At 47.6% G+C, this 24,796-nt stretch carries 23 protein-coding genes and 1 tRNA gene; 1 reads left to right on the plus strand and 23 read right to left on the minus strand.

Features of this window, described 5'->3' with window-relative positions; genetic code table 11:
- Positions 1-111: 111 nt before the first annotated feature.
- The 3 genes from ACEW81_RS13165 to ACEW81_RS13175 form a co-directional block, all read right to left on the minus strand.
- A complete protein-coding gene (locus tag ACEW81_RS13165; RefSeq protein WP_373533458.1) occupies positions 112-330 on the minus strand; it encodes a helix-turn-helix domain-containing protein in 219 nt (72 codons plus the stop codon).
- Positions 240-1,487 carry a type II toxin-antitoxin system HipA family toxin gene (locus tag ACEW81_RS13170; protein WP_373533459.1) on the minus strand — a complete coding sequence of 416 codons (1,248 nt, stop codon included), beginning with the start codon at positions 1,485-1,487 and terminating at the stop codon, positions 240-242. Before ACEW81_RS13170 ends, ACEW81_RS13165 begins: the two co-directional genes overlap by 91 nt.
- 257 nt (positions 1,488-1,744) lie before the next feature.
- Positions 1,745-2,968 (minus strand): ATP-binding protein, encoded by a 1,224-nt coding sequence (locus ACEW81_RS13175; RefSeq protein WP_373533460.1) that lies wholly within the window; start codon positions 2,966-2,968, stop codon positions 1,745-1,747.
- 519 nt (positions 2,969-3,487) lie between these two features.
- On the opposite strand from ACEW81_RS13175, the gene ACEW81_RS13180 reads away from it, so the two are divergent.
- Positions 3,488-4,654, plus strand: coding sequence for a hypothetical protein (locus ACEW81_RS13180; RefSeq protein WP_373533461.1), 1,167 nt, complete (start codon positions 3,488-3,490; stop codon positions 4,652-4,654).
- Between the two features lie 485 nt (positions 4,655-5,139).
- On the opposite strand, the gene ACEW81_RS13185 is transcribed toward ACEW81_RS13180, so the two are convergent.
- The 20 genes from ACEW81_RS13185 to ACEW81_RS13280 all read right to left on the minus strand — a co-directional run bounded on the left by ACEW81_RS13185 (position 5,140) and on the right by ACEW81_RS13280 (position 24,494).
- A complete protein-coding gene (locus ACEW81_RS13185; protein ID WP_373533462.1) occupies positions 5,140-6,093 on the minus strand; it encodes a Rossmann-fold NAD(P)-binding domain-containing protein in 954 nt (317 codons plus the stop codon).
- Complete coding sequence (locus tag ACEW81_RS13190) at positions 6,090-7,052, minus strand: threonine/serine dehydratase (protein WP_373533463.1); 963 nt, start codon at positions 7,050-7,052, stop codon at positions 6,090-6,092. Before ACEW81_RS13190 ends, ACEW81_RS13185 begins: the two co-directional genes overlap by 4 nt.
- A gap of 238 nt (positions 7,053-7,290) precedes the next feature.
- Positions 7,291-7,749, minus strand: coding sequence for a hypothetical protein (locus ACEW81_RS13195; RefSeq protein WP_373533464.1), 459 nt, complete (start codon positions 7,747-7,749; stop codon positions 7,291-7,293).
- Between the two features lie 13 nt (positions 7,750-7,762).
- Entirely contained in the window at positions 7,763-8,038 is a 276-nt protein-coding gene (locus tag ACEW81_RS13200) for a hypothetical protein (protein WP_373533465.1), read from the minus strand.
- 47 nt (positions 8,039-8,085) lie between these two features.
- Positions 8,086-10,305, minus strand: a complete 2,220-nt coding sequence (locus ACEW81_RS13205) for a zincin-like metallopeptidase domain-containing protein (protein ID WP_373533466.1) — start codon at positions 10,303-10,305, stop codon at positions 8,086-8,088.
- Positions 10,302-10,481 (minus strand): hypothetical protein, encoded by a 180-nt coding sequence (locus tag ACEW81_RS13210; protein ID WP_373533467.1) that lies wholly within the window; start codon positions 10,479-10,481, stop codon positions 10,302-10,304. Before ACEW81_RS13210 ends, ACEW81_RS13205 begins: the two co-directional genes overlap by 4 nt.
- A gap of 105 nt (positions 10,482-10,586) precedes the next feature.
- Positions 10,587-12,104, minus strand: a complete 1,518-nt coding sequence (locus tag ACEW81_RS13215) for a TrbI/VirB10 family protein (RefSeq protein WP_373533468.1) — start codon at positions 12,102-12,104, stop codon at positions 10,587-10,589.
- Positions 12,104-12,649, minus strand: coding sequence for a hypothetical protein (locus ACEW81_RS13220; protein WP_373533469.1), 546 nt, complete (start codon positions 12,647-12,649; stop codon positions 12,104-12,106). Before ACEW81_RS13220 ends, ACEW81_RS13215 begins: the two co-directional genes overlap by 1 nt.
- A 240-nt stretch (positions 12,650-12,889) precedes the next feature.
- Positions 12,890-13,858 (minus strand): P-type conjugative transfer protein TrbG, encoded by a 969-nt coding sequence (gene trbG / locus ACEW81_RS13225; protein ID WP_373533470.1) that lies wholly within the window; start codon positions 13,856-13,858, stop codon positions 12,890-12,892.
- 12 nt (positions 13,859-13,870) lie between these two features.
- Positions 13,871-14,602 carry a VirB8/TrbF family protein gene (locus ACEW81_RS13230; RefSeq protein WP_373533471.1) on the minus strand — a complete coding sequence of 244 codons (732 nt, stop codon included), beginning with the start codon at positions 14,600-14,602 and terminating at the stop codon, positions 13,871-13,873.
- Between the two features lie 52 nt (positions 14,603-14,654).
- Positions 14,655-15,899, minus strand: coding sequence for a P-type conjugative transfer protein TrbL (gene trbL, locus ACEW81_RS13235; RefSeq protein ID WP_373533472.1), 1,245 nt, complete (start codon positions 15,897-15,899; stop codon positions 14,655-14,657).
- A gap of 256 nt (positions 15,900-16,155) precedes the next feature.
- The gene (trbJ, locus tag ACEW81_RS13240; RefSeq protein ID WP_373533473.1) at positions 16,156-16,908 is read right to left on the minus strand and encodes a P-type conjugative transfer protein TrbJ; all 753 of its coding nucleotides are present in this window, start codon (positions 16,906-16,908) and stop codon (positions 16,156-16,158) included.
- Positions 16,889-19,372: a VirB4 family type IV secretion/conjugal transfer ATPase gene (locus ACEW81_RS13245; RefSeq protein WP_373533474.1), complete on the minus strand. Its 2,484-nt coding sequence runs from the start codon at positions 19,370-19,372 to the stop codon at positions 16,889-16,891. The genes trbJ and ACEW81_RS13245 overlap by 20 nt, the downstream gene beginning before the upstream one ends.
- Before the next feature lie 29 nt (positions 19,373-19,401).
- Positions 19,402-19,689 carry a conjugal transfer protein TrbD gene (gene trbD / locus ACEW81_RS13250; RefSeq protein ID WP_373533475.1) on the minus strand — a complete coding sequence of 96 codons (288 nt, stop codon included), beginning with the start codon at positions 19,687-19,689 and terminating at the stop codon, positions 19,402-19,404.
- A complete protein-coding gene (locus tag ACEW81_RS13255) occupies positions 19,686-20,039 on the minus strand; it encodes a TrbC/VirB2 family type IV secretion system protein (RefSeq protein ID WP_373533476.1) in 354 nt (117 codons plus the stop codon). The genes trbD and ACEW81_RS13255 overlap by 4 nt, the downstream gene beginning before the upstream one ends.
- A 22-nt stretch (positions 20,040-20,061) precedes the next feature.
- Complete coding sequence (gene trbB / locus ACEW81_RS13260) at positions 20,062-21,024, minus strand: P-type conjugative transfer ATPase TrbB (protein ID WP_373533477.1); 963 nt, start codon at positions 21,022-21,024, stop codon at positions 20,062-20,064.
- 237 nt (positions 21,025-21,261) lie between these two features.
- The gene (locus ACEW81_RS13265) at positions 21,262-22,452 is read right to left on the minus strand and encodes a Fic family protein (protein WP_373533478.1); all 1,191 of its coding nucleotides are present in this window, start codon (positions 22,450-22,452) and stop codon (positions 21,262-21,264) included.
- A 157-nt stretch (positions 22,453-22,609) separates the two neighbouring features.
- Entirely contained in the window at positions 22,610-23,974 is a 1,365-nt protein-coding gene (locus tag ACEW81_RS13270; RefSeq protein WP_373533479.1) for a tyrosine-type recombinase/integrase, read from the minus strand.
- A gap of 117 nt (positions 23,975-24,091) precedes the next feature.
- Positions 24,092-24,168, minus strand: a tRNA-Pro gene (locus ACEW81_RS13275).
- 110 nt (positions 24,169-24,278) lie between these two features.
- Positions 24,279-24,494: a hypothetical protein gene (locus tag ACEW81_RS13280; RefSeq protein WP_373533480.1), complete on the minus strand. Its 216-nt coding sequence runs from the start codon at positions 24,492-24,494 to the stop codon at positions 24,279-24,281.
- Positions 24,495-24,796 lie beyond the last annotated feature (302 nt).

A 24,796-nucleotide genomic window follows, 5' to 3' on the forward strand; every position in this document is an offset into this window, starting at 1 on the left:
GTAATCTCAAGTTAACGTTGTCAGCATCCAAAGAGGTAAATGCATAGAGCCTACTTCCTCGATTTCCCCTAAAAATTAAGTAAAACCAGCTTAGAAAATCAAATATCAGCTCTATTCAGTAGAAACTATTTCCAGCATGCCCAACACTTTGAGAATGGCCAGAATTGATGAAAGCTGAATGTCCTCTTTGTGGTTCTCAAAACGGGACACCGTGGGCGTGCTGATACTGGCTAACGCCGCTAGTCGTTGCTGAGTAAGTCCGAGAGCTTTGCGCCGCCGGAGGGCTTCTTCAACAAGTGCTGTCCAATTGAGCTGAAATTGCCGTTCCATCGTTTCTCCATCAACTGTATCAGGTTATCTTTCAAGCTGGTTGGAACCTGCTCTGTTTGAAATATGATTTCTTTTGCCTTTTCGAGTCGTTTACCCAAATCATCCACGGCCAATTTGATTGCTGCATGCGGAAGTCCATAAGACTCTCCTAACAGAATCAAATGTTTGGGCTTGATATCACCAATTCTGAGATCCCTGGCTCCCGCAATCTTTAAGGCCAAGGTTTGATATTCCTTATAGATTGCAGCTGCTACTAAATCATAGCAGGGCGTTAATCGAAGGCCTTCCGGGGTATGAAACATGGCAAAATTCTTTAAATGGGCATCGGTGTTTCCCGTGAGCACTGCCACCAATACTCGTCGGAACAACGTATCGGCTTCGGCTGGCACACACCGAGGAGTTTTACGGATAAACTGGCCCATGTCCTCATAAGCGCCTTCGTACTTATCTTCGGAAAACTTTCCCAAAAGCTGATTAAACTCTTCAAAATGGAGTTTGTTTCCCTTTGAGTCTCGATCAAAACGCTTAATCAGAAGCGCTTTAGGGATTTGCTCCCCAACTGGCGAAATTTCAGCCTCGGCAATGTGGTCATCCGGCAATAAGGCAGTCGTTGCCCGGAGGGTCAAAAGCTCCAACTCCAAGATGTCAGGCAGTGCCCGAGAGGGTAGTTTGGCAATATGCGTTGAGCCCGAGTCTTGCGTGGCGGACTCATAACCCTTACCTGTCTTTTTAGCGGTCATTTTTGGCTGAACACCAGACAAAGAAGCCCGACCGGCCAGGGCTGCAATCTGCTCTGGATCATCCAGATCCAAGGCGCGTATTTCCCGAGGTTCTGGATCAACAATGCTCACCGCCCCAATGCAGTCTCGGCCAAAAGCCAATAACAGTCCAAAGCGATTATTCTGATGCACCCCCAAGGCTCTGGTCTGGGCGTCCCGCAGCCAGCCTTCAGCCACCAAATTGTCAAAATAGGGGTGAAGCCCTCGCTCACAATAATAAGTGAACTGGCTTAAGGGCAGTGTTGCCGATACAGGGGGATGCTTGCCTTCCAAATAGCTCTCATCATAAGTAAAGGCAAAGCGATTACCCGGTTCTTCAGCCAAGATGCCCGCATACCGGTCATATAGGTGAACTTTTCCGTACTGTCTGATCGCCATTATAAAATACACTTTATATCGCAAAGGTCATTTTAGTCTTTTATAAACTATATTTTATATCATATTCCACGGTTTTAAAAATATAAAACATATTTTATAAATAGCCAAGCGGAACGAGAAATATAAAGTATGTTTTATACCTATGAAAGAAGTGCTTGGGGTGATATTCGGAGCTATACAAGGCTTTGAGAATCTCTCCTCAATGAGAACTCCAAAATCCAGACTTTGACTACAGAAATGCTCATTATTGTGCATCCTCACAAATATCCAACCGGAATTGCATCCACTCCTGGTGAGAGGGGTAGCAAGGCTTTTGTGAAACAGAGCACACCGCCGTGACCGACTGGCATACCGAGCTTATCGAGTATGTCAAACCCTTTGAATTTTATATTCTGGATAGACGACGTTTTCTTGATTTCTATGGGATACAGCGTTCCGTTTTCCTCGATCAGTACATCCACTTCGCGCTTATCCTTATCCCGGTAAAAATAGATACGAGGCGTTCGGCCATGATGTAGGTAGGATTTGATGATTTCCGAAACAACCCAGGTTTCCAGCATTGCACCGGACATAGCACCACGCTCCAGTACATCAGCACTGAGCCAGCCTGTCAGATATGAGGCTAGCCCCGTATCCATGAAATATAGCTTGGGCGTTTTGACCAGTCGTTTTGTGTGGTTATTAAAATACGGCTGAAGTAATGTCAAAATCCCTGAGGCCTGCAATACGTTCAGCCACGTTTTGACTGTTGGCTCACTGATGCCGGTATCCCTCGCCATATCCGCATAGTTAATGAGTTGTCCACTTCGTGCCGCTGCAATCTGCATAAATTTGTGAAAACTGGCCGTGTCCCTGATATCAAGATATTCCCGCACATCCCGCTGGATATAGGTAGATATGTATGAGCTGTAAAAGCGCTCCCAGTGTTTGCCATTATTGATCACCACATCGGGGTAAGAGCCACGCCAAATAATGTGATAGGCTTCCGTCAAGGATAAAGGCTTGGCATTCTTTCTGGATTTCAACAGCTCAGGCGTTGGCAGAAAAGGGGGATCGTTTGGACGGCCTTGTTCCTCTGCCAAAGAAATCCCTTGTAGGTTCAGAATGGCAACCCGCCCTGCGAGGGATTCGGTAACATTCTTCATCATTTCAAACTGCTGGGAACCAGTCAGCCAGAATAATCCAGGCTGTTTGGTATTATCGACTACCATTTTGATATACGAAAACAAGTCTGGCGCATACTGGACTTCATCAATCAGGACCGGCAACGTCAGTCGATCAAGAAAGCCTGCCGGGTCATTCTGCGCAGAAACCCGTGCTCCCAGATCATCCAGAGACACATAGGAGCGCGAAGCTTTTTGGACTTCTTTTAGCAGCGTTGTTTTCCCTACCTGTCTTGGACCGGTCAGTAGAAGTACTTTAAAATCCTCACTGGTTTCTTGAATGATGTCGGTTAAGGTACGCTCAATCTCTAAAGTCATATCGGCTAATCCTGAAATACACTTAAATATTAGCCGCTAATCGACTTTGTGACAAGTAGAGCTTTCTATACAACTGATGACAAACCGTTTTAAACTGTGCCCTTATACATCTCTCACGTGGTATGTTGGCGGCTAAAACGCATAGTGGATGGGCCTATAATTCATCCAGGTTGCACCCAATGGTTTAAGCACAGCCGTTTTTGGTTGTTTGGCCGGAACTTTTCACTCCATTGGTCGGGATTGAATTACCGCAATACATCGTGCAGGTTCTTCACCGAACTGGTCAAGGACACCCTGAGAGACAATTCTTATGGGCAAAAACGGGCTTGCTGAATGGATGCTTGGCCCCGATAATGCCTAGCCTGCCGCCAAGTAGTTGCGCTACCATATCGGATAAGACAATGGAGCATCTGTAATCAAGCGATGAAGCCTCTCAAGCCCAAACCTCGAAAGCAAACCAAGCCAGGCTTGGAAACTCTGCTATCTCAGGCATCTCCCCAAGTTCTGTGTGAGTTGGTGATGACCTTATGCCACAAGCGAACCGATCTTCAGGCCCAAGCTTTTGAATATTTATATCCAAGGGTGATTCTAACGCCAGAAGAACGGGGAGATGCAGCTGATCAAGCCCTTTTGCATTATTGGAAAGATGTCAAAAAGGACTTAAACAAGCTGATAAAATCAGGCTTTGAGAGCCAATCCCAGGAAGCGAAGCTCGTTAAAAAACTGGAGACACTCTCTCAGAAAGCTCAGCAAGAAGTAATTTCACTCAAAATCCGAATGCGCCTCATTGGTGAGATGTTTCAGTTTTTGGATTGCTTGGCCCTCATCAAAGAGATTACCCAGGTCATGATGGCGGCGGCTCATTCTGACGATGAACGCATGACACTGGCAACCTGTTTTGAACAATCTCCCTATAATGGCTATTTAAAGCAATTTGCGCGTGAGATATACCGGGAAGTCGGCGACGATGAAGCTTACTTGGCATCCCGCCTGCCAAATATGAACGCTGCCGAAGATTATTACGATTTAGCCCTGTTTTACAGGGACAAAGACAACCTGAAAAAGGCCGTTGAAATTGCGGAACAGGGACTAGCCATTCGCTATGGCTCAAAACAAGAACTCCGGATTTTTCTGGCGGAGTATGCACTAAATCATGAAGCCGATCGGCAGCGCTACTTGCAGCTACTATATGAAAATATGCAGGAACGGTTTTCACTGCAATCCTATATTACCTTTGAAGCCTATTGCAGCCCCTCGGAGTGGCTCGAATATGAGCCCGGCATTTTAAAAAGACTAGAATCGCAATCGGTTTATACCCGTCTTCCCATTTATCTACATCGCCAAGAGAAAGAGATAGCGTTAGCACTATTGCTGGATCACTCAGGTGGGACAGTCTTTCCAGAGGGCAAATTATTGGAGTATGCACAATCGTTGGAGGCAGACTTTCCCAAGGAAATACGGAGTCTCTATCAGGGCATTGTGCAAAATGACCGCTTTAATACCGGACGGCCTGCCTATACCAAACAAGCCAAACTCACAGTGCGGATTCGAGAGATCTACCTCAACCATCTCAAAGAACCTGCCAAATGGGATCAGTTCCGACGGGAGTTAAAGCATAGACACTTGGCTAAATCTGCTTATCAGGCAGTCTTTACCGACTGGGTCTATGATTGGACTAAACTCTAAAGTGGTAGGTAATGCCAAGGCCTTTTGCCATCCATTAAGCCTTTTCTGAGTTGGATTTTGAACGTTGAGCCGTGCTGGATATTTTTGCTTTTGGCTGATTGGTCGTTTTAAGGGAGGGCTTTCTGGAAGGTTTGGCCTCTTAGGCTTTTGTTTTTACTTTGCTCTCCACGGATTGTTTAGCGTGAATTTCTTTTGTGGCTATGGGATCCAAAGATTCTGACTGAATAACTGCCAATGGTCCTGTTAGGGCTTTTTTTAGTCGGTAATCTTTCAAAATATTGAGACAGGTGAAAACTGATCCAGTGGAACCACTCATAATACTAAATCGGCCAAGCCGCTAGCTAAAACCATCGCCGTTTTTAGCAAGCTTGGTGGACGTGAAGGGAAGCTACTGGGGCTCGTCACCTACGTGAATCCCTAAAGTCGATCAAACATGAAACGAAAACCTTTAAGTAAAAGGGAAATTTTCAATTTTACGGAAAAGTTTAAAGTAAAGAGTGGGCACTTATTTTGCCTATGACATATTGAGCAACTTGAATATCCTGAACAGCAACTCCCGTTAAATCGGACAGAGTAATTTGGCTATCCGAAGTTCTTCCTAATGAAGGTGATTTGATAATTTCACCCAATTCTATAAAGTCGGCTTTGTTTCGGTTGGAATAAGAACTATCCCCGTAAAGCAGACACTGACTCAGACTATCTACAGTGCAAATATCAGCCCTATTAATAATTTCTGGCTCCAACTCCTGTTTGCCATTTCCATCTGCTCCAACTGCTATAATATGTGTTCCAGGTCGAATATCTTTTGCAAACAGCACTGGATTCTTGGAGGCTGTGCAGCAAACGATCAACTCGCAGCTTTGTGCTAGTTCAGAAGTACTTTGAGCTGAGACGGCCTCTAATGGAATGGCTACTTCTTGGCAAAAACGAGAAACTCTCTCTGGGTTTCGTCCCGAAATCATTGCCTTTTGACAGCCAGTGACATAAGAAAGCCATTCGAGCTGTAATCTCGCCTGAGCTCCAGTCCCTACAACGCCAATACAGGTTAGTTTCTTGGGAGCCAAATACTTTGCAGAGATGGCCCCTGCAATAGCTGTTCTTAAATCGGTCAGATGACCTTCATCCAACAATATGGCCTCTAACGCTCCTGTATTCTGACTGAACACAAGCGTTAGACCATTCCCGTTAGGCAAGCCTGTCAGGTAGTTTTCATAAAAGCCCGTAGAAACTTTAATTGAGAAGGTTGTTTCGCCTTTAATATAGCCATACTTGATGTGGCAATCTCCAGGAGGCTGATCAAAATATAAATGTCCCACTTCTGGAATACAGGTTTTTCCTTCGCTGTAAGCAACAAATCCAGCTTCCTGATTTTCAATCAGCTCATCGTAATCGGACTTCTTCAGCACGGCAAGAATTTCGTTTTTGGAAATGACTTTCATTGAATGATCTCCCGAAACACAGCGTAAGGAATGTTTTTTCCGCAGAGAAGGATTGCCACGTTTCGCCCTTTATATGAATCCGCCTGCTTCAAGAAGCCAGCAACTGCTACCCCAGCAGCGCCTTCTATCAGAATACTTTCCTTCTCCACCACAAGTTTCATCGCTGCTTTTATATCCTCTTCAGAAACCAGAATGTGCTTATCAATAAAGTGCTTACAAGGTTCAAAGGTAACTGAGCCTAGCTCAACGCCTCCTGCCGTTGATTCAGAAAGCGTTGGAAGCTCAGGAACGTCAATGATCCTGCCAGCTTCAATACATTTACTCATCGCTGGGGCATTTTCTGGCCAAACACCGATAATCTCTACCGAAGGTTTCTGCATTTTAAGGTAAGAGGCAATCCCACCAATGAGGCCACCACCACCGACAGAGATAAACAGAGCATCCAGATTGGGCAGCTGCTTTTCCAACTCAAGCCCTAAAGTCCCCTGCCCTGCCATCACCAAAGAGTCGTTATAGGGCGATATAAACACTTTTCCGCTTTCCTGAGCATTTTTGCCTGCCTGAATTTCTGCTTCAAGACAATCACCTGGAACAGGCTGAACGTTTGCTCCTAAAGCCTTAATTTTATCTACCTTAAGAGAGGAAGTTGTTTCAGGCAGATAAACTGTAGCTTGAAGCCCAATTAACTTTGAGGCGTAAGCAACCGCAAGTCCATGATTCCCAGTAGAACCGCAGGTAACTCCTTTCTGCCTCTCTTCTCGAGTAAGCGACAAAATTCGATTAAAGGCTCCTCTCACTTTAAATGAGCCTGTATGCTGTTGTTCTTCGTGCTTTAAAAATACGTTTGCTCCCGTTTGTTGACTCAAATAAACAGAATTGTCTAAAAACGTGGTTCGGATGTAAGGGCGTATTCGTTTTTCAGCCTCTAACACGTTTGCGTACAAATTGTTCTGATCCATCGCTGATAAATCTCCCAAAGTATCTAGTAAGCTCCGTTTGTTTAAGTAGTCGCATTGCAACGATTTGGAGCTATTGAGAGCGTTCTGAAAACCATTTGGATAGTGAGGCCGAGACTTTTCTCATCCTTTCCCTTCAGGGTTATATTTAATTAACCGAATTCATCTCGGCCTCATCCGAATGTAGGACTATTTTATCTTTAATGGGTGTGGTTGTATAGAAAGTTGATTGGAATATACTTTAAGTATTACTTGGACTGTGTATTGAAAGCTTAGCTGTACTAGCTTTTTTTCCTTTTGGCTGCTTGGTAGTTTTAGCACCAGGCTTACTGGAAGGTTTGTACTTTTTGACTTCTTTTTTTACGTTACTGCCTAATGGCTGTTCCGGGAAGGAACCTGTTATGGCGGAAGAATCCAAAGATGCTGACTCAATAACTGCCAATGGTCCTGTCAGGGCTTTTTGCAGTCGGTAATCTTTCAAAATGCTGAAGCAGGCAGCTCTCCAAGTTTCAGGGGCTAATACGCCAGACTCCAATTGCTCTTCAATAACCATACCCCAAGCAAAGAGGCGGGCACTGCGCTCTTTACTCATTTCAGTTTGTAATCGGTTTTTGGCCAATTGAATTTTATTTTTCAGTTGATTCTCTTGCTTGATCAGTTTATCAAGTCTGCTATGAGGGTCTTTGGGTGGACGTGGCATGGTAAAACTCCTTCTATTCGGGAATGATACTGTTCGAAACCAGAGCCATTGCCTTTTTAATTAAAGGAAGCAAGGCCTCTTCGACTTCATCCTTGAAGTTCCCTAAATAGGGATTCCGGATGGCATAATCTGCAATGAGGTTGGCAATAAGCAGTTGATGGGCTTTCTGAAATAGCTTTTCCTCCTCTGGCATCAAGGGGAGGACATACGCGTAAAAAGCATCCAAAGCCTGATCGACATCCGGGTTGGAAAGATCGCCTCGAATTAGTTTTAACTTAGGTCTCGACATTAGAATCTCCTGTTTTCAATCAAAATACGGGATAGACAGTCTCGGGCTTATCGTGTCAGCACCTGTGTTTTCTTAGTCAGGAGATGCGGTTGAGCCTCCTGCTGAGATAAGGCTTGGTGTTGAGTGAAAGTTTTGGATTGCGCCTTGATGAGCGCTAACCCCACTTGCAACTGCTGCCGCACAGCCTCTTTTCCTTTTTCCTGAGCAAAATCATTCCAGTCTGTGCCTGTCGAACCTTTTTCAAATTCAGGGTTCAGCAGATGCCCACCCACCTTTTGTGCAGCCTCTTGGGCTTTCAGGAGGCCCACGTTCTTCTCAATAGGCTTGGTATGATCGTTATCTCCGGTGATTACCAAGGTGTTGGCTGGATACTTCTCTCGGAACGCTTGCGCAACAGTCGGCAAATTCCCAGAATTAAACGCCACCACAACCGGCAATCCCAAAGCCTCATGCACTGTGGCAGCAGTGGCGTAGCCTTCCGAAATCAAGATAGGCTGACCCTCTTGAATATCGCCCAAGACATGGTGTCCACCCTGAATCCGACCACCACGCGGAAAACTCTTACGACCTTGAGCGTCAATGGATTGGGCCCCCCAGAAACGGCCCTCAATATCGACAATGGGGATTAACAGCTCCCCGTGCCCACTCCAGTGCTGGGCGGGTTCATCGGGTTGAGTTTGTCCAATTTCCACGGAGCCATGGGTATTAATCCTAACCCCATGGGCTTGAACCCCTTTTCGCTCTAAGTAAGGATGATTCTGCACGGGAGATGAATTCAACCAGCATTCAGCCACTAAATTGGCCGTTTGTACTTGGATTTCTTCTCGCTCTTGCGCCCGTTTCAACTGACGCTGCATCGTTTCTTGTTCCAATCGAATGCGATCGCTTTCGCTTAAACGATTCACCGGCTGCTCGGACTTCCAGGTGGTTTCCAGTCCTGTTTTGTAGTTGTTGATATAACCTGCGGGATGCCCGTCCATAAATCCAACATAACCGCCGTTCTTTTGGCCTTGCTTATCACCTTCTACAGGCACCCGATGCAGCTTCCCGTCCATGATGGGCAAGCCTTTCAACTGCAAACCCGCGTCTTGAAGCGCTAGGGCAAATTCAGCTTGTGGATCTGTTGCAATGACTTTGGAAATCACTTGCGGACTCTGTACCCATTGCTTCAATGGTTCTAAAGCAACTCCTTCGGGCGCATACCAGGATTTCTCTTGTCGATCCCATTTGGCTCCTAATTTTTTGACGGCTTCTTTTTCGGCATAAGGAACTTCCAAATAGACCCGTTCAGGCGTGACTCTCAATGCGCTCTCCTCCTGAATCTTGACAACCGGTATTAAAATTTTTGGCTCTTCCTGAGTCGCTTGGGTTTGCACCTTAAGCATTTCCCGACCCAAGAGATACTGGGTGATTTTTTCCGCATCGGCGGACGCCCTGAAGATTTCTCGGGGATCTTCCTGCAATACTTTGATCCAGGAACCAATGTAGGCGGCATGTTGCCCTGGATCGTGACCAATACTCAGTTTTTCCCCCAGCATGAGCGAGGCGATTTCAGCCCGTAATTCTTCTTTGGCATAAGCTTCAGAACCAAATGGGTGTTGTAAATCCCGGTTAAGTCGAGACTCATGTCCGGTCCAGTGCCCCAGTTCATGCAGTGCAGTGGCATAATAATTATCAGCACTGGGAAATTGCTCTCTGAGTGGCAGAGTAATCTTATCGCTGGAGGGACGATAAAACGCTCGATTCCCTGGCGCGTGATCAATCAGAGCTTGAGAATCTTTCAATATCGCTTCAGCCTCTGTATGGCGCTCCCATTCCGTGAGGCCCGCTTTGAGTTCCATTGCCGGTAAGCCGCTGATTTGTTGGGCGTTAAAAACAATGGCCGAACGCACCGTGGGGCATTGTAGGCGTACCCGAATTTTAAGGGGATTCCCGTTTTCATCCAGAACGGGACGGCCTTCTTCATCCCGCTTGGGGATTTCATCGTGCCATTTCCAGAACTGAATCATGGTCCCTTTTTCGCCTTTATTAACCTGAGCATCCAGACTGCCCGCTTGCTTATAGGTCAACCAGCGGGTATCACTGTAGCCTTTGTTTTCCGTGGTGGAAAGCAACCAAACCGCGTTGATGCCCTTGTACGCATTACCGGTGGTGGGATTAAAAGGCAAAAAACGCTCTCCCGATTGCCAGGGTTTCAGCCAAGGGGCCGTTCCTTGTTCGAGTTGTCGGATGATGGATTCAGAAACCGTTTTGGCGTAATCGCTCATTGGGCAACCTCCATATCGATTTCGGAGTCAATGGCATCTTGTTCGGTAATGGCGATTTCTTCAAAGGCTCCCCAAGCTTCGGCTTCCATGGGATCCACTTCGATGACCACGCCGGGCACTGTAAAATCGGCCATATCTCGACTAATCAATGGTTTATTGGGTTGATTGAGATTCATGGTTTATGTCTCCTTCTCTGTTCAATAAATTGGATGGTTAAAAATGGAAATCGGCCAAAAATATTACTGAGTTTTCTTTGCCTTTAGTACCCAATGGCAAACGCTTTACCAGCGCTGTGCCGTTTGGATCCCGCTTGCCGAAATGGGGCTCCTACTGGCCGACCAAGGGGGTAGCACTATATCTTTGGACACCATGACATTGAAGCGATATCCGGGACGAATGGTCAGCGTGGGGGCCATATTGGCTCGGCCCTGATAACTGGACAAGCCCAATTGATTGAGTTGCATGCCCAATGAGCCAGCAATCATTTGCTGACTGGAATAGACGGAATCCCCTTGTCTTGCTTGCGGTTGAGACAGTTGTACGCCTGCGGTAATGGCGGATAGCAGCAACGCGTTTCTGAATGTGGGCCAGACATGGTTATTGGTTTTGTCTTTAAATCCGGCATAGCCACTTTGATCCAATCCTGCCATTGCCCCCAAATCCAACGAGGAAGCATCCGGGTAAATCACCCGGTTCCAGGCAATCAAAACCCGCTTCTGACCACTTGAAATTTGATGATCATAAGTTCCGACTAATTTGGCCCCTTGAGGAATTAACAAGTAGTGTCCTTTGGCCGAATCATAGACATTTTGTACCACTTGGGCGACCAATTGCCCTGGCAACTCACTGTTAATGCCGCTAATCATGACCGAGGGAATCACCGTACCCGCTTTGATTTCATATGGCGAAATGACTGGGACACGGGTATGGGGCAGATAATTTGAGCCTTCTAATGTGTTCAAGTGCCCTTTTAAAACCGGGCCTGAAGCTTGTTCATTACTGGCTTTTAAAATATCGGCGTCATCAATTGTGTTAAATCCCGCTCCATTTCTTTGGGCTTGGGATGCACGAAAGTCATTGGATGAGACCGCAGTATAAACCGTTGAATTCGATTCTTGGGCACTTTGTAACCGGGCCTGCCGAACCGCTTCTCTTTGAGCGGCTTCCTGCTCTTGCTGAAGTTGTCGCTGCAATTGAGCCTGAGCTTGGTAATCTATGGGCTCAGCGGATGAATAAGTGTTCCCATTCATGGATGCTGAGTTGCTATTCATCGGGGAAGCCTTTGGGATCAATGGATCCTCCTTCAGTGAGGGTTCAGCGGATTGATCCACCAACACCGTAGTTGGCGCTTTGTCCAGCAACTCTGTGGGTTGGCCAGGGCCAGGCTTTTGTTGAGCAGTTTCTCCATTTTGTGCACTCAGTGCAGGCTTTGGCATGATCCAGCTATATAAAATAGTGCAAAGCGCTACGGCAACTAGCGACCCTCCGACTACCACTGGCCATTTACTAAGCTGATCGCTGAAATGATGGCTTTGGGTTGCGCCAGTTAAAAGTCCATTGGGTTCCTGCCCTTTGAGTTTGGCTTGATAAGCAGTATTTCCACTGTTTAGATTTTGGGATTGAGATCCCGTTTCCACTGGTTGAATCGGTTTAGATGCTGAAAGCCGATACGTTTCATTGGGAATGTTTCTCGCCGCCTTCTCGGCTGGCGTTTCCTTGGTGGGCTCCGTTGAGACAGAGTCTTCGTTCGTGGCCTCCCCCAGCTCAGTTAGATTGGGATTCTGAATTTCTTGGTCCATTAGGGGTGTCCTCCCGCTTTAAATTGGGTCATGGGTGAGGCCGCAACCAGCGCTCCAGTTTGAGAGCGGGTATATAGTTGCGTTGCTTCCTGTCCGTTGATTTTGATTTGAACCAAGAGTCCTTGCTTAAAAGCCCGAATACGGTACCGCACCCTATAAGCCTCAGACCCATTGGTATCTTTTCTGGCAATGGTATACCCTCGTTTTTCAAGGGCATAGGCCAAGCTAGGAATCAAGGTGCTTTTTGCCTGACTGTGAGGCGGATCGGCCAATACGAGGGTGGCGTTAGGGTTGGAAATTTGAGTTTGAATCCAATGTGAAATCAGTTCACTCAGGAAAGCCGTGTCCGAGGTCGATACGTGCTCAATCCAAGAATGCTGAGAAGTGATTTGCTCTGCTACAGAATGCTTTGTTTTCACTTTAATCCCAGCCCCATGCACATTGATGGGCGAAAGTTCAGGTTGCAATTGAACCGGTAAAGGCTCAATGTGTCGAGAAGCAGGGGTTTCACTTGGGATGAATGGGGAACTTGCTTGCTGTTGCACGACCCTTCCTTGTAAGGGCGCTTGAAGTTTTTGAATGACGGCAGACGGTTGTTTAGGCGGAATAAAAGAGAAGTGCTGTTGCACTTTAGGAGATGCTTTTCGGGGAAGCACTTTCCGTTTATTTGATCGATAAGCGGAATGGGTCTTCCCATGGTAGGCACTTGCTGCGCTCGCTGTACCCGAAATACTAGCGAGAATACTGGACAATAAAAGCAGGGTTATTCCAAGTCGTATGATCATTTAACTTCCTTCTTTCACAATGTCTACCCGTTCCTGATTGCGACCCACGCCACTGATTAATGAGGCCCGGTGAATGACTTTATCCACGATGAACCGATCCCCGTCCAGCCGGTAATTGACCAGCTGTTCGGTAGAGCCTGGCCCCAACAACACCAAGGCTGGAATCTCCTCGTTTTTTGCCGACGGGGGGAGTTCAATGTAGGTTTTGACTTGATCGGTATAAACGCGCATAGGCCGCCAAATTGGTTTATCGCCTTTTAACCGGTATTTGAAATCAAGTGCTGCGTTGGTTTGCATTGTGCTGGCTACATTGACAGTTGCATTGCTCTGAGATTGAGCAAAATAGGCGTTCCAATTGGCTTGCATATCATCGGAGTAGGCAAACGCCACTTTAGGCATCCAAGTTCGCTCCTTTCGACTCACCAACTGAATGGTATAGATACGCCTATCCGTAATGGCCACCAAATTACTCACTATCCCCACTTCAGTCGGCTTGATGATCAAGTGCGAAGTTTCCACCCCATCGCGAACACTTCGGGCCAGCTTCACTTGCCAGCGTAATGTATCGCCCACATCAATTTGCTGAATGGTTTCCCCCGGTTGCAGGCTCACTTCACACACATGCAGCGGTGCACAAATGACATTGGGCAAATTGGCACCAAAGGGAAAAACTAGGCTTCCATCTGGACTGAGAATTGGTGTCTCCGTTCGTTGCGGTATGATCATGGCTGATTGCGTGTCATTGGCGGGTTGAGCTTTGTTTTCTGCTGGCGCAATCTCAACCGACTGAATTTTCGACTTGGGTTGATAATTGAAGTACGTTTTACTTATAGGAATCGGGGCATAACTGCCCGGCATATAATTTGTTTGGATATTCTCAATGGCGGAAAGGTCTTGCGCCAAAGCCATGCTCAAGCTGGTACTCAGTAAGGCCAAGCTCAATGCAATCACTGATGTATGGATATTCATGAATTTCTCTCCCTATAAGCGTTGTGACCAACTGAAGGAATCAATGTAAATTCCCAGCGGGTTCATTAAAATAGTGGCTTCATCCGATGGCGGGCTAATTACAATAGAGACCGTGGCTTGTTGCTCTAGGCTGCTAATCACGCGACCGTCTCTGGCCCGATGATCCTCTTGCCATTCAATCCGCCAGGTTTTTTCACTGATGGGCTGAACGGATTCCACTTGCACACTGACCGATTCATTTTCCGCTTGTTTAAACGGTTCATGTGCTTGAAAATAATCGTTCAAGATGGCCATAGCTGGGCCATGGTTATTGATGGAAGCGTAGGCTTCTTTGAGAGCCTGCTTTTCAGCGGCCACATCCAGGTAAATGCTCCGGGTGTTTTGAATCCACCGGGCCAAATGGGCTTTTATAGCCGAGGTGTTTGGCATCATTGGTACATCGGCCCGTTGCACAGCGATAGCCGCTCCCAGCTTGTCCACTTCCACCACATAGGGCACCATTTTGTTTTGAGCGCCAATATAGGCAGTACCAACAATGGCAAGGATATTGACCGTCAAGCTGATCAGCGCGACCCGTTGCCACACTTTTTTCTCATGAATAAAGCCACCAAACTCTTCATTCCATCGCTTTTGGGCCAAGTGGTGCATGGCCATGACAGCTTCCGAATCGGTGTGACGTCGCTCATCTTTTGAACTCAGTGGGCGTGACAAAGTAGGCGGGGCGTGGCCCATCCAATGACTCATTTTCTTCTTCCTTTATTTATTTTTCTTTTAAATCGTTTCTAATAAATGCTTTCTAAACCCCAATCGTGTTGCGTTCTTCCTGTTTACCACTCGGCACATCCTCCCCTGGCTCATCGCCTCGAAATGCAGGGGTCATTGCATCCAACTTGCCCGGAGTAAATGAGCCTGGCATGTATTGACCCAAGCTTCCCGCATTGGCGTCAAAAGAATGGCTGAACGCATCTCCTGCATGACTGCTTGCCCGGTTGGCCATGCCGCCAGATGCGTTATAAAGTCCTTCAGCCCAGCCTTGCTGTCCCACCAGGCTGGACAATCCACCCAGTCCGGCAGTGGCAAGAGCGCCCACGCCATTGACTGCTGATGCCCCGACATTGGCCCCTGCCATCGTGGTGTTGACCATCGTGGTGGCCGAACTGTAAGATGCGCCATTGATCATTCCTTGCACCATGGAGGGAATCATTTTAGCCAACGCCAGGAATACGATGGAACCGCCTGCAATGCGGAGCACCAAGCCAATATCCAAAATGGCTTGATTGGCATCAATATCGGCATCCCATTGTTTAACCAGCACCACAGCCAGCCCAATAATCAATTGAATGACAAACAGTTTGGCCCCGACGGCCACAATGCCGACCAAGTAGCGTTGTGCGAAATCGCGTGTAAAACGGCTGCCACCGAAGCCCAGGAACAAAATACCCGCATAAGTGAAAATATAACTTTCCACCAAAGCCACTACTTGCAAGGCAGCAATCAAGGCAAAGCTGATCAGCATGATGATAGCCCCAAAGGCCATTGCCAGACTGTCAACCGGCTTTTCAATTTTGAAGGATTTGATGCACGTCACCGCAATATTGACACCCGAGTCAAAAATATCAGAGGGTTGCAGACCAGTTCTGCCGCTGGCAGCTGAACTGGCCGCGTCCCCCGCCAAGCGAAAGCTTTGAATCATGGCATTGGCCCATTCTGAGGAATGGGTGAGCAGGGCATAGAAAAAGCCAATGGTCAGGAGTTGTTTAGCCACCGTAATGGCCCACTCCCCTAAATCGCTTTTATGAATAATCAGCTCCATGCCAGTCCAGACCACATCGATCAGCACCAGCAGCCAAAAGATGCTCATGGCAAAGCGTTGAAGCGGCCCTCCCCAAGCTGATGTATGATCTGAATATTGATCGATAATAGGCTCAAGAAAATTATCACTGATTGATTGTGCAAATGTTGGATAAGCTGTACAAAAAAGTACGGCTATCAAACTTATCACAATCAATATTATTTTCTTGGACTGCCTAAAATAGCGCATTTAATCTATTACTCCACTAATAAGTCTTGCCATTATCATTGGGTACACGATCCACGTTGCGGTTATAACTTTTGGTGGGAGAGGCAACAGCCGGTTTGCATGGTGGGCATGTCAATAATTGGGGTGGAGTAGACGTTGAGACAATTACAGTTGTTACCCAAATAGAAATAATAGAGGTCCCCACTATGAGAGTCCCTATTACCCAGAGTTTGAGGTTAAAAACTTGATTCAAAATAGACATTTTTGTTTCCTCTTGTTAATAAGTTTTCCCATTGTCATTACGAACTCTCGGGGCATTCATGAAGCGCTGGTGAGCGGCTTCTTGAGTGGCCATTCGATCTTGTTGTTGGGCCAGGTAGTTAGCTTGCATCTGTAATTGCAGCATCATCATTTGGCGGAGTTTCATAACTTGCTCCACGTTTTGGGCGGCCATCATGTTGGCCACTTGCAACGCTTGCATGCGACCCTCTGCCGACCCTGCCATGGATTGCAATTGTTGCATCAGGGCTTGCTCATTTTGCATTTGAGACGCTTGTAGCCCCAAACCTTTTAAGGCATAGCGAGCGTTATCCGAGCCTTCTTGTGACCATTGAGCGTATTTATTCTGCCAATCTTTTGCATCCATTTTTCGATTCAGGTAAGCGTCATAGGTCCCATACTTGCTTGAGAATTGTCCATCCAGATTGCTTGCGGAATAGGCCATTGAACGGCTTTGACTCATTAAATTCTGGAGTTTTGAAAAATCCTGCATAGCCTGTCCCCAAACCTGCGTTGAAAGTCCCTTGGAATTGATCAGCATATCTTTGTATTGATTGATTTGTGTGCTCAACTGCTGAGCCTGAGTGGCCACTTGCTTGGCCATCATAGCTTTATTGAGGAGTTGAGTCCATTCCGTGCCACAGTTCGTACAGGTGACGACATTCTGAGCATTTCCTAGCAGCGTTCCAGGATTAATTAGCGCCAGACTCAACGCAATGCCAAACCCTGCTTTAACCCACCAGTGCTTCATAATCCACCCCTCTCTCTTTCATCCAAACAAATGGCCACTTTGCTCCGTGTTCTGCCTTGAGCTGGTTCAGATGGGCCAACTTTTCTTTGTCTGAAACAGCTACAAAGGACAAAGCCACTGGCCCCAAACCGAGATCGAAAAGCCTTCGCCCTTCCGGGGACATGTAATAATATTGTCGCTTTTTGGTCGCCGTTTTAATGATCTGAATTTCAGCGGCATTCAAGCCCATCATGGCATACAGATCGCGGGGTCCTGGATGTTCGCTAGTGCCTTCCTTATCCGCCTCCTCATTGGGTAACAAGATTTTAGTCGGGCAACTTTCCAGCAACACATCATAAATCTGAGATTGCACAGCATCTGACAGGCTTTGCGTGGCCAAAACCACTGCGCAATTTTTCTTTCTCAGTTCTTTGAGCCATTGGCGGATTTTGCTGCGAAAGACCGGATGCCCCAGCATAACCCAGGCCTCATCCAGCAATAACAGAGCAGGTTGGCCTTGCAAATTGCGCTCAAATCGACGGAAAAGATAGAGCAACACCGGGATGGCGATGCGCTCTTTCATGGCCATCAACTCTTCAATTTCAAACACCGTAAATGAACTGGTTTTGAGCCCATCGGCTCTGGCATCCAGCAACTTTCCATAAGGGCCGCTGAGCGTATAGAAAGATAAGGCCGCTTTGAGATTATCTTCTGCCCCGCATTGTTGCAGCGTCAGTAGGAAATCGGACAAAGAGCGTTCATGTGGCTGTTTGGTTTCCCGCAATATGCTCATGGCCCGATGAATTTCCTGATTCTGTCGCGGAGTCGCACTTTTTCCCGTTCGCGTTTCATAGACCGTGGCAATCCAGTCTTCGGCCCAAGTCATATCGGCATCCGTATCAATCAGGGACAAAGGCGCAAACGACAAGCTGGCATTGTCACCACCAATGTCATAATGTTGGCCGCCACAGGCATCTACCAAGGCCCACATGGAACGGCCTTTATCAAAGGCGGTAATCGTGGCGTTGGGATAGCGCCGAAATTGTGCCGCCAGGGTGGCCAGTAATACTGATTTTCCAGCCCCGGTTGGTCCCATAATCAGGGTATGCCCTACATCCCCCACATGCAGATTTAACCGAAAAGGCGTAGATCCGGTGGTGGCGGTATGCATCAAGGGGGGCAGATTGTGAGGAAACAACGGGTTGGGACAAAAGGCCCGGCCTGACCAGATGCTGGTAATGGGAATCATATGCGCCAAATGATTGGAATGAACCAAAGGGCGACGAATATTGGGTAAGGTGTGTCCCGGCAAGGTGCTCAGCCATGCTTCCATGGCATTCAAGGTTTCCAGCCTACAATTAAAGCCCAATCGCTTGATTTCCCGAATAATCAGCCTCGCATTTTCTAATAGTGCATCCCGATCCGGGTTCATTAAAACCACCACTTGCGAGCAATACCCAAAGGCCATTTGCCCGCTATGCACTTCGGTCATCACCGCTTGGGTGTCCAGCGTCATATTCAGCGCATCTTGATTCACCAGTCCGCCCTTCATCTTGAAAATCTGGTGAAAGGGACTTTGCGCTTTTTGAATCCATTCCCGGTGTTCTTTTTTGAGCAGGCCAATGGCTTCATGGGCATCCACATAGATCATGCGGGTGACCCAGCGATACGCCAGCGGCAAGTGGTTCAAGGCTTCCAGAATATTGGGATAAGACTCATTTGGCATCCCGGTGAGGCTGATACAGCCGATGAAAAAATCGCCGATTTTGGGGGTGTCTCCAGGAATCAGATCTTGGGCTCCTAAATACCCATCCAAATACATGCCGCAAGCGGGCAGATTGACCGGGTGATACTCCCCCGTGATGGTGAAATTGAGATAATTCACCAAGTCATCGCGCAGATGCACCTGCCCGTATGCATCCGTCACCGAATAACCCCGCATCCGGCGTACTTTCAAAATGCTGGAAAGCGCATCTTCCAGACTTTCCAATTGCCGCTCAAAGTATGCCAGATCGGATTCCAGAGACGTAACCGGTTCTGCTTTATGAGATTCATAGAACAGGTTTCTCAAGCGTGGACTCTGGAATGACGGGGATTTATAACGCACCACCCAAATATTGGTGCTTTCAAAATGATTGCCCTCTTTCAGGAAATTGGCCCGGTTTTCTGCTTCAATTCCTCGGCTAATGGGATCGGGAAACGCAGAGGCTTCGGACTCCGGGTAAGCCGCTGCGGGTTTGCGAATCAGTTCATGATGACTGACCCACCCGCCGCCAAAGTGTTGGGTCAAAATGGTGTTTAAGGTGTCCGCCTGGTAATTCCGTTGGGCGGGTGTGGCACTGGCGATATCCAAGCCTTCACACTCAAAAGCCGCTGTTAAGGAACCGTCTTTGCCCAACATGACCCCACTCTGAACCATGGCGGCATAGTTGAGCAAGGTCGCTAACCCTTGGGAATCCGTTTGAAATGCTTTGGTGGATAACATAAGCCCCTCTATTTCCCCTATCTTTCTATCTATGGCGTCAACTTGGCCCTAGACTGGGCCGGGTAAAAGCGTCGGTATTTTAAGCGGCGAAAATAAATTTGACTGAGATACGGATCCGCCTTGGCCATTTGCCGTAATAAGGCCAGACCTACTGTCCAAACACCAGCACCCAATAGAATTTTCAATACGCTAATATCAGAGAGTATCAGCCCAGCCGCAATGACGCCCAACATAATCACCCAAGGACGTTCTCCACCCAACAGCAAATTGGGCCGATGCAGAGTCCGCGAAAAAGGAAGCCGCCGCAGTCTGCTCATTGTCCCAACACGGCTCCCACACCAAAGAGGCTATTAATGAAAGGCCGAGCGGCAATCAGGATAGAGCCCGATAAGGCCATGACGACCATGGAGCGGACAAAGCCATCCATTTCACCGCCGGTCATAAAACGCCAAACGCCTGCCACAAAACCAATCAGGCACATGCCTACGGCGATGGGTCCCAAGAAACTGTCCACAATCCGTTGCAAGGGTGTTTCCCAAGGTAAGCCCGTACCACCGGCAGTGGCCGCATGGGCTGCACCGGGTAAGAGAATTCCGATAGCCAGCAAGCTACCCATTAGGATCACGGGCATCCACCGGCTAACATTACGGATATGATGATTGTTCATTTTTTCCCTCTCTAATTAATTTTTATTCCACGGTTTGAATTTGATACTGCTGATTCCGGTAGGCATCCACGGTCAGCAACGTTTTGACTTTGCGACCGTTGCCGGTTTTCTCAATGTAGACAATGGCATCCACCGCTTCCCCGATCAGTGATTTCATGGGTGATTGGGTGGCCAGTTCCAAGAGTTGTTCCAGTCTTAAAAACGCACCTTCCGCGCTATTGGCATGCAAAGAGGCTACACCACCGGGATGACCCGTTGACCAAGCTGTTAACAGATCGAATGCTTCTTTCCCCCGCACTTCGCCCACGATGATGCGATCAGGCCGATGGCGCAACGTAGCTTTCACCAGCGCTTGCAAAGACACATCCCGGCTGCTACGCATTGCCACGATATTAGATGCAGCCGATTGCAGCTCGACAGTGTCTTCCAGCAGAATGAGGCGATGTTCCGGGCTATGTTCGGTAATCGCTTGAATCACGGCGTTGATGAGCGTGGTTTTGCCGCTGGAAGTACCACCCACAATCAAAATATTTTTGCGGGCTTTGATCCAATTATCAATCACGACCTTTTGCGCCTTGCTCAGAATGCCCGCAGTCACATAATCGTTCAAGCTGAAAATCTGAATGGCCTTGCGCCGGATACTGAAAATGGGGCGTTCTACCACCGGCGGAACCATCCCGGCAAATCGGGAACCATCGTAGGGCAATTCGCACTCCAAAATAGGTTGTTCTTTGGTAATAGCAGTATTACTGAGAGAAGCAATCACATTCAGGAGCGACTCTACTTGAGCCGCTTCAATGGTTCCGACAGACCGCTGGCCTGAGCGCAAATCATCCACCCAAACGCTGCCATCCGGGTTGGCCATGATTTCGATAATAGCCGGATCGCTCATATAGTTTTGAATAAAATCGGGAATATCTTGCAGCAACCGCGCCTGATAGCGTTGATGTTGCTCTTCCCTCACAGAAGATACGACTCGTGTCAAAATTACATGCCTCAAAATAAGCGCGAAACCCAATGCGCTTGACTACGAAACCACTTGCGAAAGTTATTTTGAAAAACTTGGGCTCATGTTAACTACTAATCTAAAAACCATGCAAGCCCCATGTTTCAGACCTTTACAAACCGCTTAACACATGAGTGGAAGGGAAAGTGAGCGAATTGAACGGTTACTTTTCCACTAGGCGGATTCAAAAGCGTGGTAAAGTCTGGAAATTAAAACTCATGAAACAGGAAAAAGCTTGGGGAACAACGTTTCAATCGAGTGAATGGGGAACGCCAAATAAACCGGACTTTTAGGGGTTTCAGAGGTTAAAATCCCATCTTTTACCAAGGCGGATAACAAATTGCGAGCATTGCGCTCTTTTAATCCGGTGAAACGCTCTACTTCTCCTCTGGGCAACTCTCCCCGCATCAATACAGCTTCCAGCAGATAAAATGCTTCTGGCTTCCAATCCATTTCGGCCACATATTTTTTTAAACGCTCACTGAGCGCGTCCAGAGCAAACAAAGATTCCATAAAGCACACCTGATCCAAACAAACAGAAAGAAACCAGGTCACAAATTCTTCTAACGCCCGCTGGGATAAATTTCCTCGTCCGTCCAGACTCCCTTGGCGGGGCATATCCGCATGATCCATCATTCGCTTGTAATCGCCCCGACTCTCTAGCCCCCGTGCTAATCCTCGCGAGACAGACCATAAGCCATGAGCGCCAATTCCCGCTTGAAGGCCCATCGCATGACTCATCAAGCGGCTGACCCGCCCATTGCCATCTGGAAAGGGGTGAATATAATTCAGGCGATGATGGGCCGCTGCCATTGCGATGATGCGACTGCCCTGGCCCAAGGAAGCAAAACGATATTGCTGTTCAAAATAGTCCATAAAATGAGGTATACGCTCACTGGAAGGCGGGAAATGACGGCCCACCGAAACATCTTCTCCCGGATTGGCTCGCAAAGCCCCTGGAGTCATCTGAAAACTACGACCGTTGCCTTGAATGAGCAGCATGCTCGGCGTGGCATGCTCATAAAAGCGACGGTGTAACTCCTGGACAAAAGCTACAGATGCAGGCTCTTCCAACTGGCCTGCCGCAGCCTGCTGATCCACCCAGCGTTGCACTTCAATATGCGCTTTGGCCTCAATTTGTAAGTTTCGACGCTCTTCTTCAGCTTCAAATTGCCCAGCCAGCGCCTGCTCAATCTCTCGAGGGGTGGTGTTATGCCCTTCAATCAGGTTAGAGTAGTAACAGTTCATGATGCGCACCAGCTCAGCCAAACTAGACGCAGTGCGGGGATGAAGCCCCTGCGCCAGACGCTGTGACGCGGCTGATAAATCGGCAATCCGATCCACCACCGAAGCTGGCGGCTGACTAAGTAAACAAGGCTCAATGCGATAGGGTGTTTCTAAGGTCATGTTTTTGCCGATCTTTCAGACAGGAAGTACCTGCTCCTATCTTATCTCTTCTGGCAATTTTCGCATCATTTTTGCCGATCTTTTTGCCGATCTCAATCACCCCCCGCAATGTCACAGATAAAACAGGGCTCACTGACTGGAACTTTCCTCAGAAGTCTTAATAACGATACTTCTTTTGCTGTTTCGGCTCAGGTGCAGGTCCGGATTCAGTGCTTTTTGAAAGCGCCGTTTCGACTGGCTGGGGTTTGGCCTTTTTGGGCAAGGCGATGACAAAATTCTCGCGAATCCAGTCTGTGGCCTCTTTTTGCTTGATATTGATGTACTTCATGGTGGTTTCAATATCATTATGACCCAGGACATACTGGATTCTGGGCAACGGCATGCCCTGGTCCGCCAGCATCTTGGCGTAAGCACGCCGTAAATCGTGCGGCCGAACTGCACAATTCAGGGTTTTGGCCAATTGTTCTGCCTCTTTGAGAACTGCTTCTTTGGTTCTACTCGGAAAAAACAATTCAATTTCATCTTCAGGCGTGTACTGGACGGTTTCTTTGGTCGCACCGGGTTGAGTTTCTCTCGCTTTGATTAGCGCAATCGCCTTATTTAAAGCAAGCGCTTTGGATAAACGAGTAAAGCGAGAGCCCATGGACTTGTCTGACAATTGATTACCCCGGTTGCTGACCATCACATAGGGCAGATCCGATTCGGGGCGCAGATTTTCAATCCACTCTTTTAGCTTGTCAGCCAGCTCTTGCGGCATGGGAACCAAGCGCTCTTTCCCCCACTTGCCTGGCACCAGAATTTCATTCTTGATGAAATCAACCCCGCTAATCTTGATATTGGCCGCTTCCATCTTGCGTAATCCCGCAAAGCCATATAAAAACAGCAACAAATCCATAGTCTGAATATCATTGGTGGTGCGGCCATCGTTCCAGCGGCTGTTAAAACTGAGCGCATCCCACACTTCCGCCAAGTCCAGGGAATGCCGTTGGGGCTTTACTCTGGCCTTGGGGCGGAGTTGCTTGATTTCTTCCAGCACCGAGGGAGTCTTGTACCCTTTGCGAATCAAAAACTGAACCAAGCTCGATACGGCTTTATAAATATGCATCTTGGTGGAGTAGTAATCCCGGCGAGACGCTTCATCAAACTGGAATTGAGCGAAGGCCAAGCGCAAACCATCTGCGTTTAAGCCCTCTATGGATTCTTGTCCCCCATTGGCACGCCAGTATTTCTTAAATCCCCAGTCCAAATCGTTCAAATAGCTTTCACTGACCGGGGTAGACGTTCCAGAGTGCGTTCCGGCGAGCATTTCTCGACGCCATTGCGCCTTTAAGTCTGAATAGCCACCAGCCTCTTGGTTCTGAAGCAGCTTTGCCAGCGTTTCGGCAGTAATAACTTTATAGGGTTTATTCCCGTTAAGTCGTACTTCTGTCGGAAGAAGCCCCCGTCGACTGTCTACCTTCAACTTTTCATACTTTAGGCCAGTAATGGCCGCCGCTTCAGATAGCGTATATTCCTTGGACAAAATTGACCCTCCCAATAGAACGGAAACATGCACTGGTCATGTTATTGCATTGAATCCGTCTGCGGGTCAACTATGGGGGTCAGGGTCAGAGTCAGTCACTATACTTTTGTGGTGAAATGGTCGGGATGACAGGATTTGAACCTGCGACCCTCTGCTCCCAAAGCAGATGCGCTACCAAGCTGCGCTACATCCCGATACAACACCAAGAGGCTTCACTGAAGTAATCTTACAACAATGTTTTTCAGGTGTCTATTCTCAGCTCTAAATCTGGCACCAGGTTTTTGCAATTAGTGTGTAGCCTAAGCTAACCGGCTTTTAAGGTTTGATGAAACTGGTATTGCTGATTGAGCAGGCTCAACTTTTGCTCCAGCCGTTCCATTTTTTGAGACATGTTGGGTAAAGGCCAGAATTGAGCCAGAATTTCCACGAACTCCATTTCATGCTGAAGTTCCTGAATTTGTTTTTGTAGCTGTTGCACTTGTTTTTGACCTGGATTAAGACCTTGATTGAATAAAGGCATGATGAAATCCCTCTTTTTGATAGAAACGACCCTGAATCAAGGCGTTTTCTGTAACCTGAATGATTGCAATGATGGAAGTTGGAATGGATGATGAGAAAGATGAATGTGATGGATATACTATATATAAAAATTGCAGCGCCTTAGAATTGCCAAGTGACTCCAAATGACTGTCATTTCGTTGCAAACCTTTACATTAGAGACTGGGACGGAACTGCCGCATAGGATGCCCCCCCCTTGCTTTCTTGCTTCCCATAACTTGGATATACAGGGTGGAACCTGTCAGGAATAATGAAGGAGCCTTT

This window comes from Vampirovibrio sp., assembly GCF_041737375.1.
GTDB lineage: Bacteria > Cyanobacteriota > Vampirovibrionia > Vampirovibrionales > Vampirovibrionaceae > Vampirovibrio.

What these genes read in the sequence shown, in the direction of transcription:
- ACEW81_RS13165 (WP_373533458.1), bottom strand. Translation starts at nt 330, where the DNA reads ATGGAACGGCAATTTCAGCTCAATTGGACAGCACTTGTTGAAGAAGCC.
- ACEW81_RS13170 (WP_373533459.1), bottom strand. Translation starts at nt 1,487, where the DNA reads ATGGCGATCAGACAGTACGGAAAAGTTCACCTATATGACCGGTATGCG.
- ACEW81_RS13175 (WP_373533460.1), bottom strand. Translation starts at nt 2,968, where the DNA reads ATGACTTTAGAGATTGAGCGTACCTTAACCGACATCATTCAAGAAACC.
- ACEW81_RS13180 (WP_373533461.1), top strand. Translation starts at nt 3,488, where the DNA reads ATGACCTTATGCCACAAGCGAACCGATCTTCAGGCCCAAGCTTTTGAA.
- ACEW81_RS13185 (WP_373533462.1), bottom strand. Translation starts at nt 6,093, where the DNA reads ATGAAAGTCATTTCCAAAAACGAAATTCTTGCCGTGCTGAAGAAGTCC.
- ACEW81_RS13190 (WP_373533463.1), bottom strand. Translation starts at nt 7,052, where the DNA reads ATGGATCAGAACAATTTGTACGCAAACGTGTTAGAGGCTGAAAAACGA.
- ACEW81_RS13195 (WP_373533464.1), bottom strand. Translation starts at nt 7,749, where the DNA reads ATGCCACGTCCACCCAAAGACCCTCATAGCAGACTTGATAAACTGATC.
- ACEW81_RS13200 (WP_373533465.1), bottom strand. Translation starts at nt 8,038, where the DNA reads ATGTCGAGACCTAAGTTAAAACTAATTCGAGGCGATCTTTCCAACCCG.
- ACEW81_RS13205 (WP_373533466.1), bottom strand. Translation starts at nt 10,305, where the DNA reads ATGAGCGATTACGCCAAAACGGTTTCTGAATCCATCATCCGACAACTC.
- ACEW81_RS13210 (WP_373533467.1), bottom strand. Translation starts at nt 10,481, where the DNA reads ATGAATCTCAATCAACCCAATAAACCATTGATTAGTCGAGATATGGCC.
- ACEW81_RS13215 (WP_373533468.1), bottom strand. Translation starts at nt 12,104, where the DNA reads ATGGACCAAGAAATTCAGAATCCCAATCTAACTGAGCTGGGGGAGGCC.
- trbG (WP_373533470.1), bottom strand. Translation starts at nt 13,858, where the DNA reads ATGAATATCCATACATCAGTGATTGCATTGAGCTTGGCCTTACTGAGT.
- ACEW81_RS13230 (WP_373533471.1), bottom strand. Translation starts at nt 14,602, where the DNA reads ATGAGTCATTGGATGGGCCACGCCCCGCCTACTTTGTCACGCCCACTG.
- trbL (WP_373533472.1), bottom strand. Translation starts at nt 15,899, where the DNA reads ATGCGCTATTTTAGGCAGTCCAAGAAAATAATATTGATTGTGATAAGT.
- trbJ (WP_373533473.1), bottom strand. Translation starts at nt 16,908, where the DNA reads ATGAAGCACTGGTGGGTTAAAGCAGGGTTTGGCATTGCGTTGAGTCTG.
- ACEW81_RS13245 (WP_373533474.1), bottom strand. Translation starts at nt 19,372, where the DNA reads ATGTTATCCACCAAAGCATTTCAAACGGATTCCCAAGGGTTAGCGACC.
- trbD (WP_373533475.1), bottom strand. Translation starts at nt 19,689, where the DNA reads ATGAGCAGACTGCGGCGGCTTCCTTTTTCGCGGACTCTGCATCGGCCC.
- ACEW81_RS13255 (WP_373533476.1), bottom strand. Translation starts at nt 20,039, where the DNA reads ATGAACAATCATCATATCCGTAATGTTAGCCGGTGGATGCCCGTGATC.
- ACEW81_RS13265 (WP_373533478.1), bottom strand. Translation starts at nt 22,452, where the DNA reads ATGACCTTAGAAACACCCTATCGCATTGAGCCTTGTTTACTTAGTCAG.
- ACEW81_RS13280 (WP_373533480.1), bottom strand. Translation starts at nt 24,494, where the DNA reads ATGCCTTTATTCAATCAAGGTCTTAATCCAGGTCAAAAACAAGTGCAA.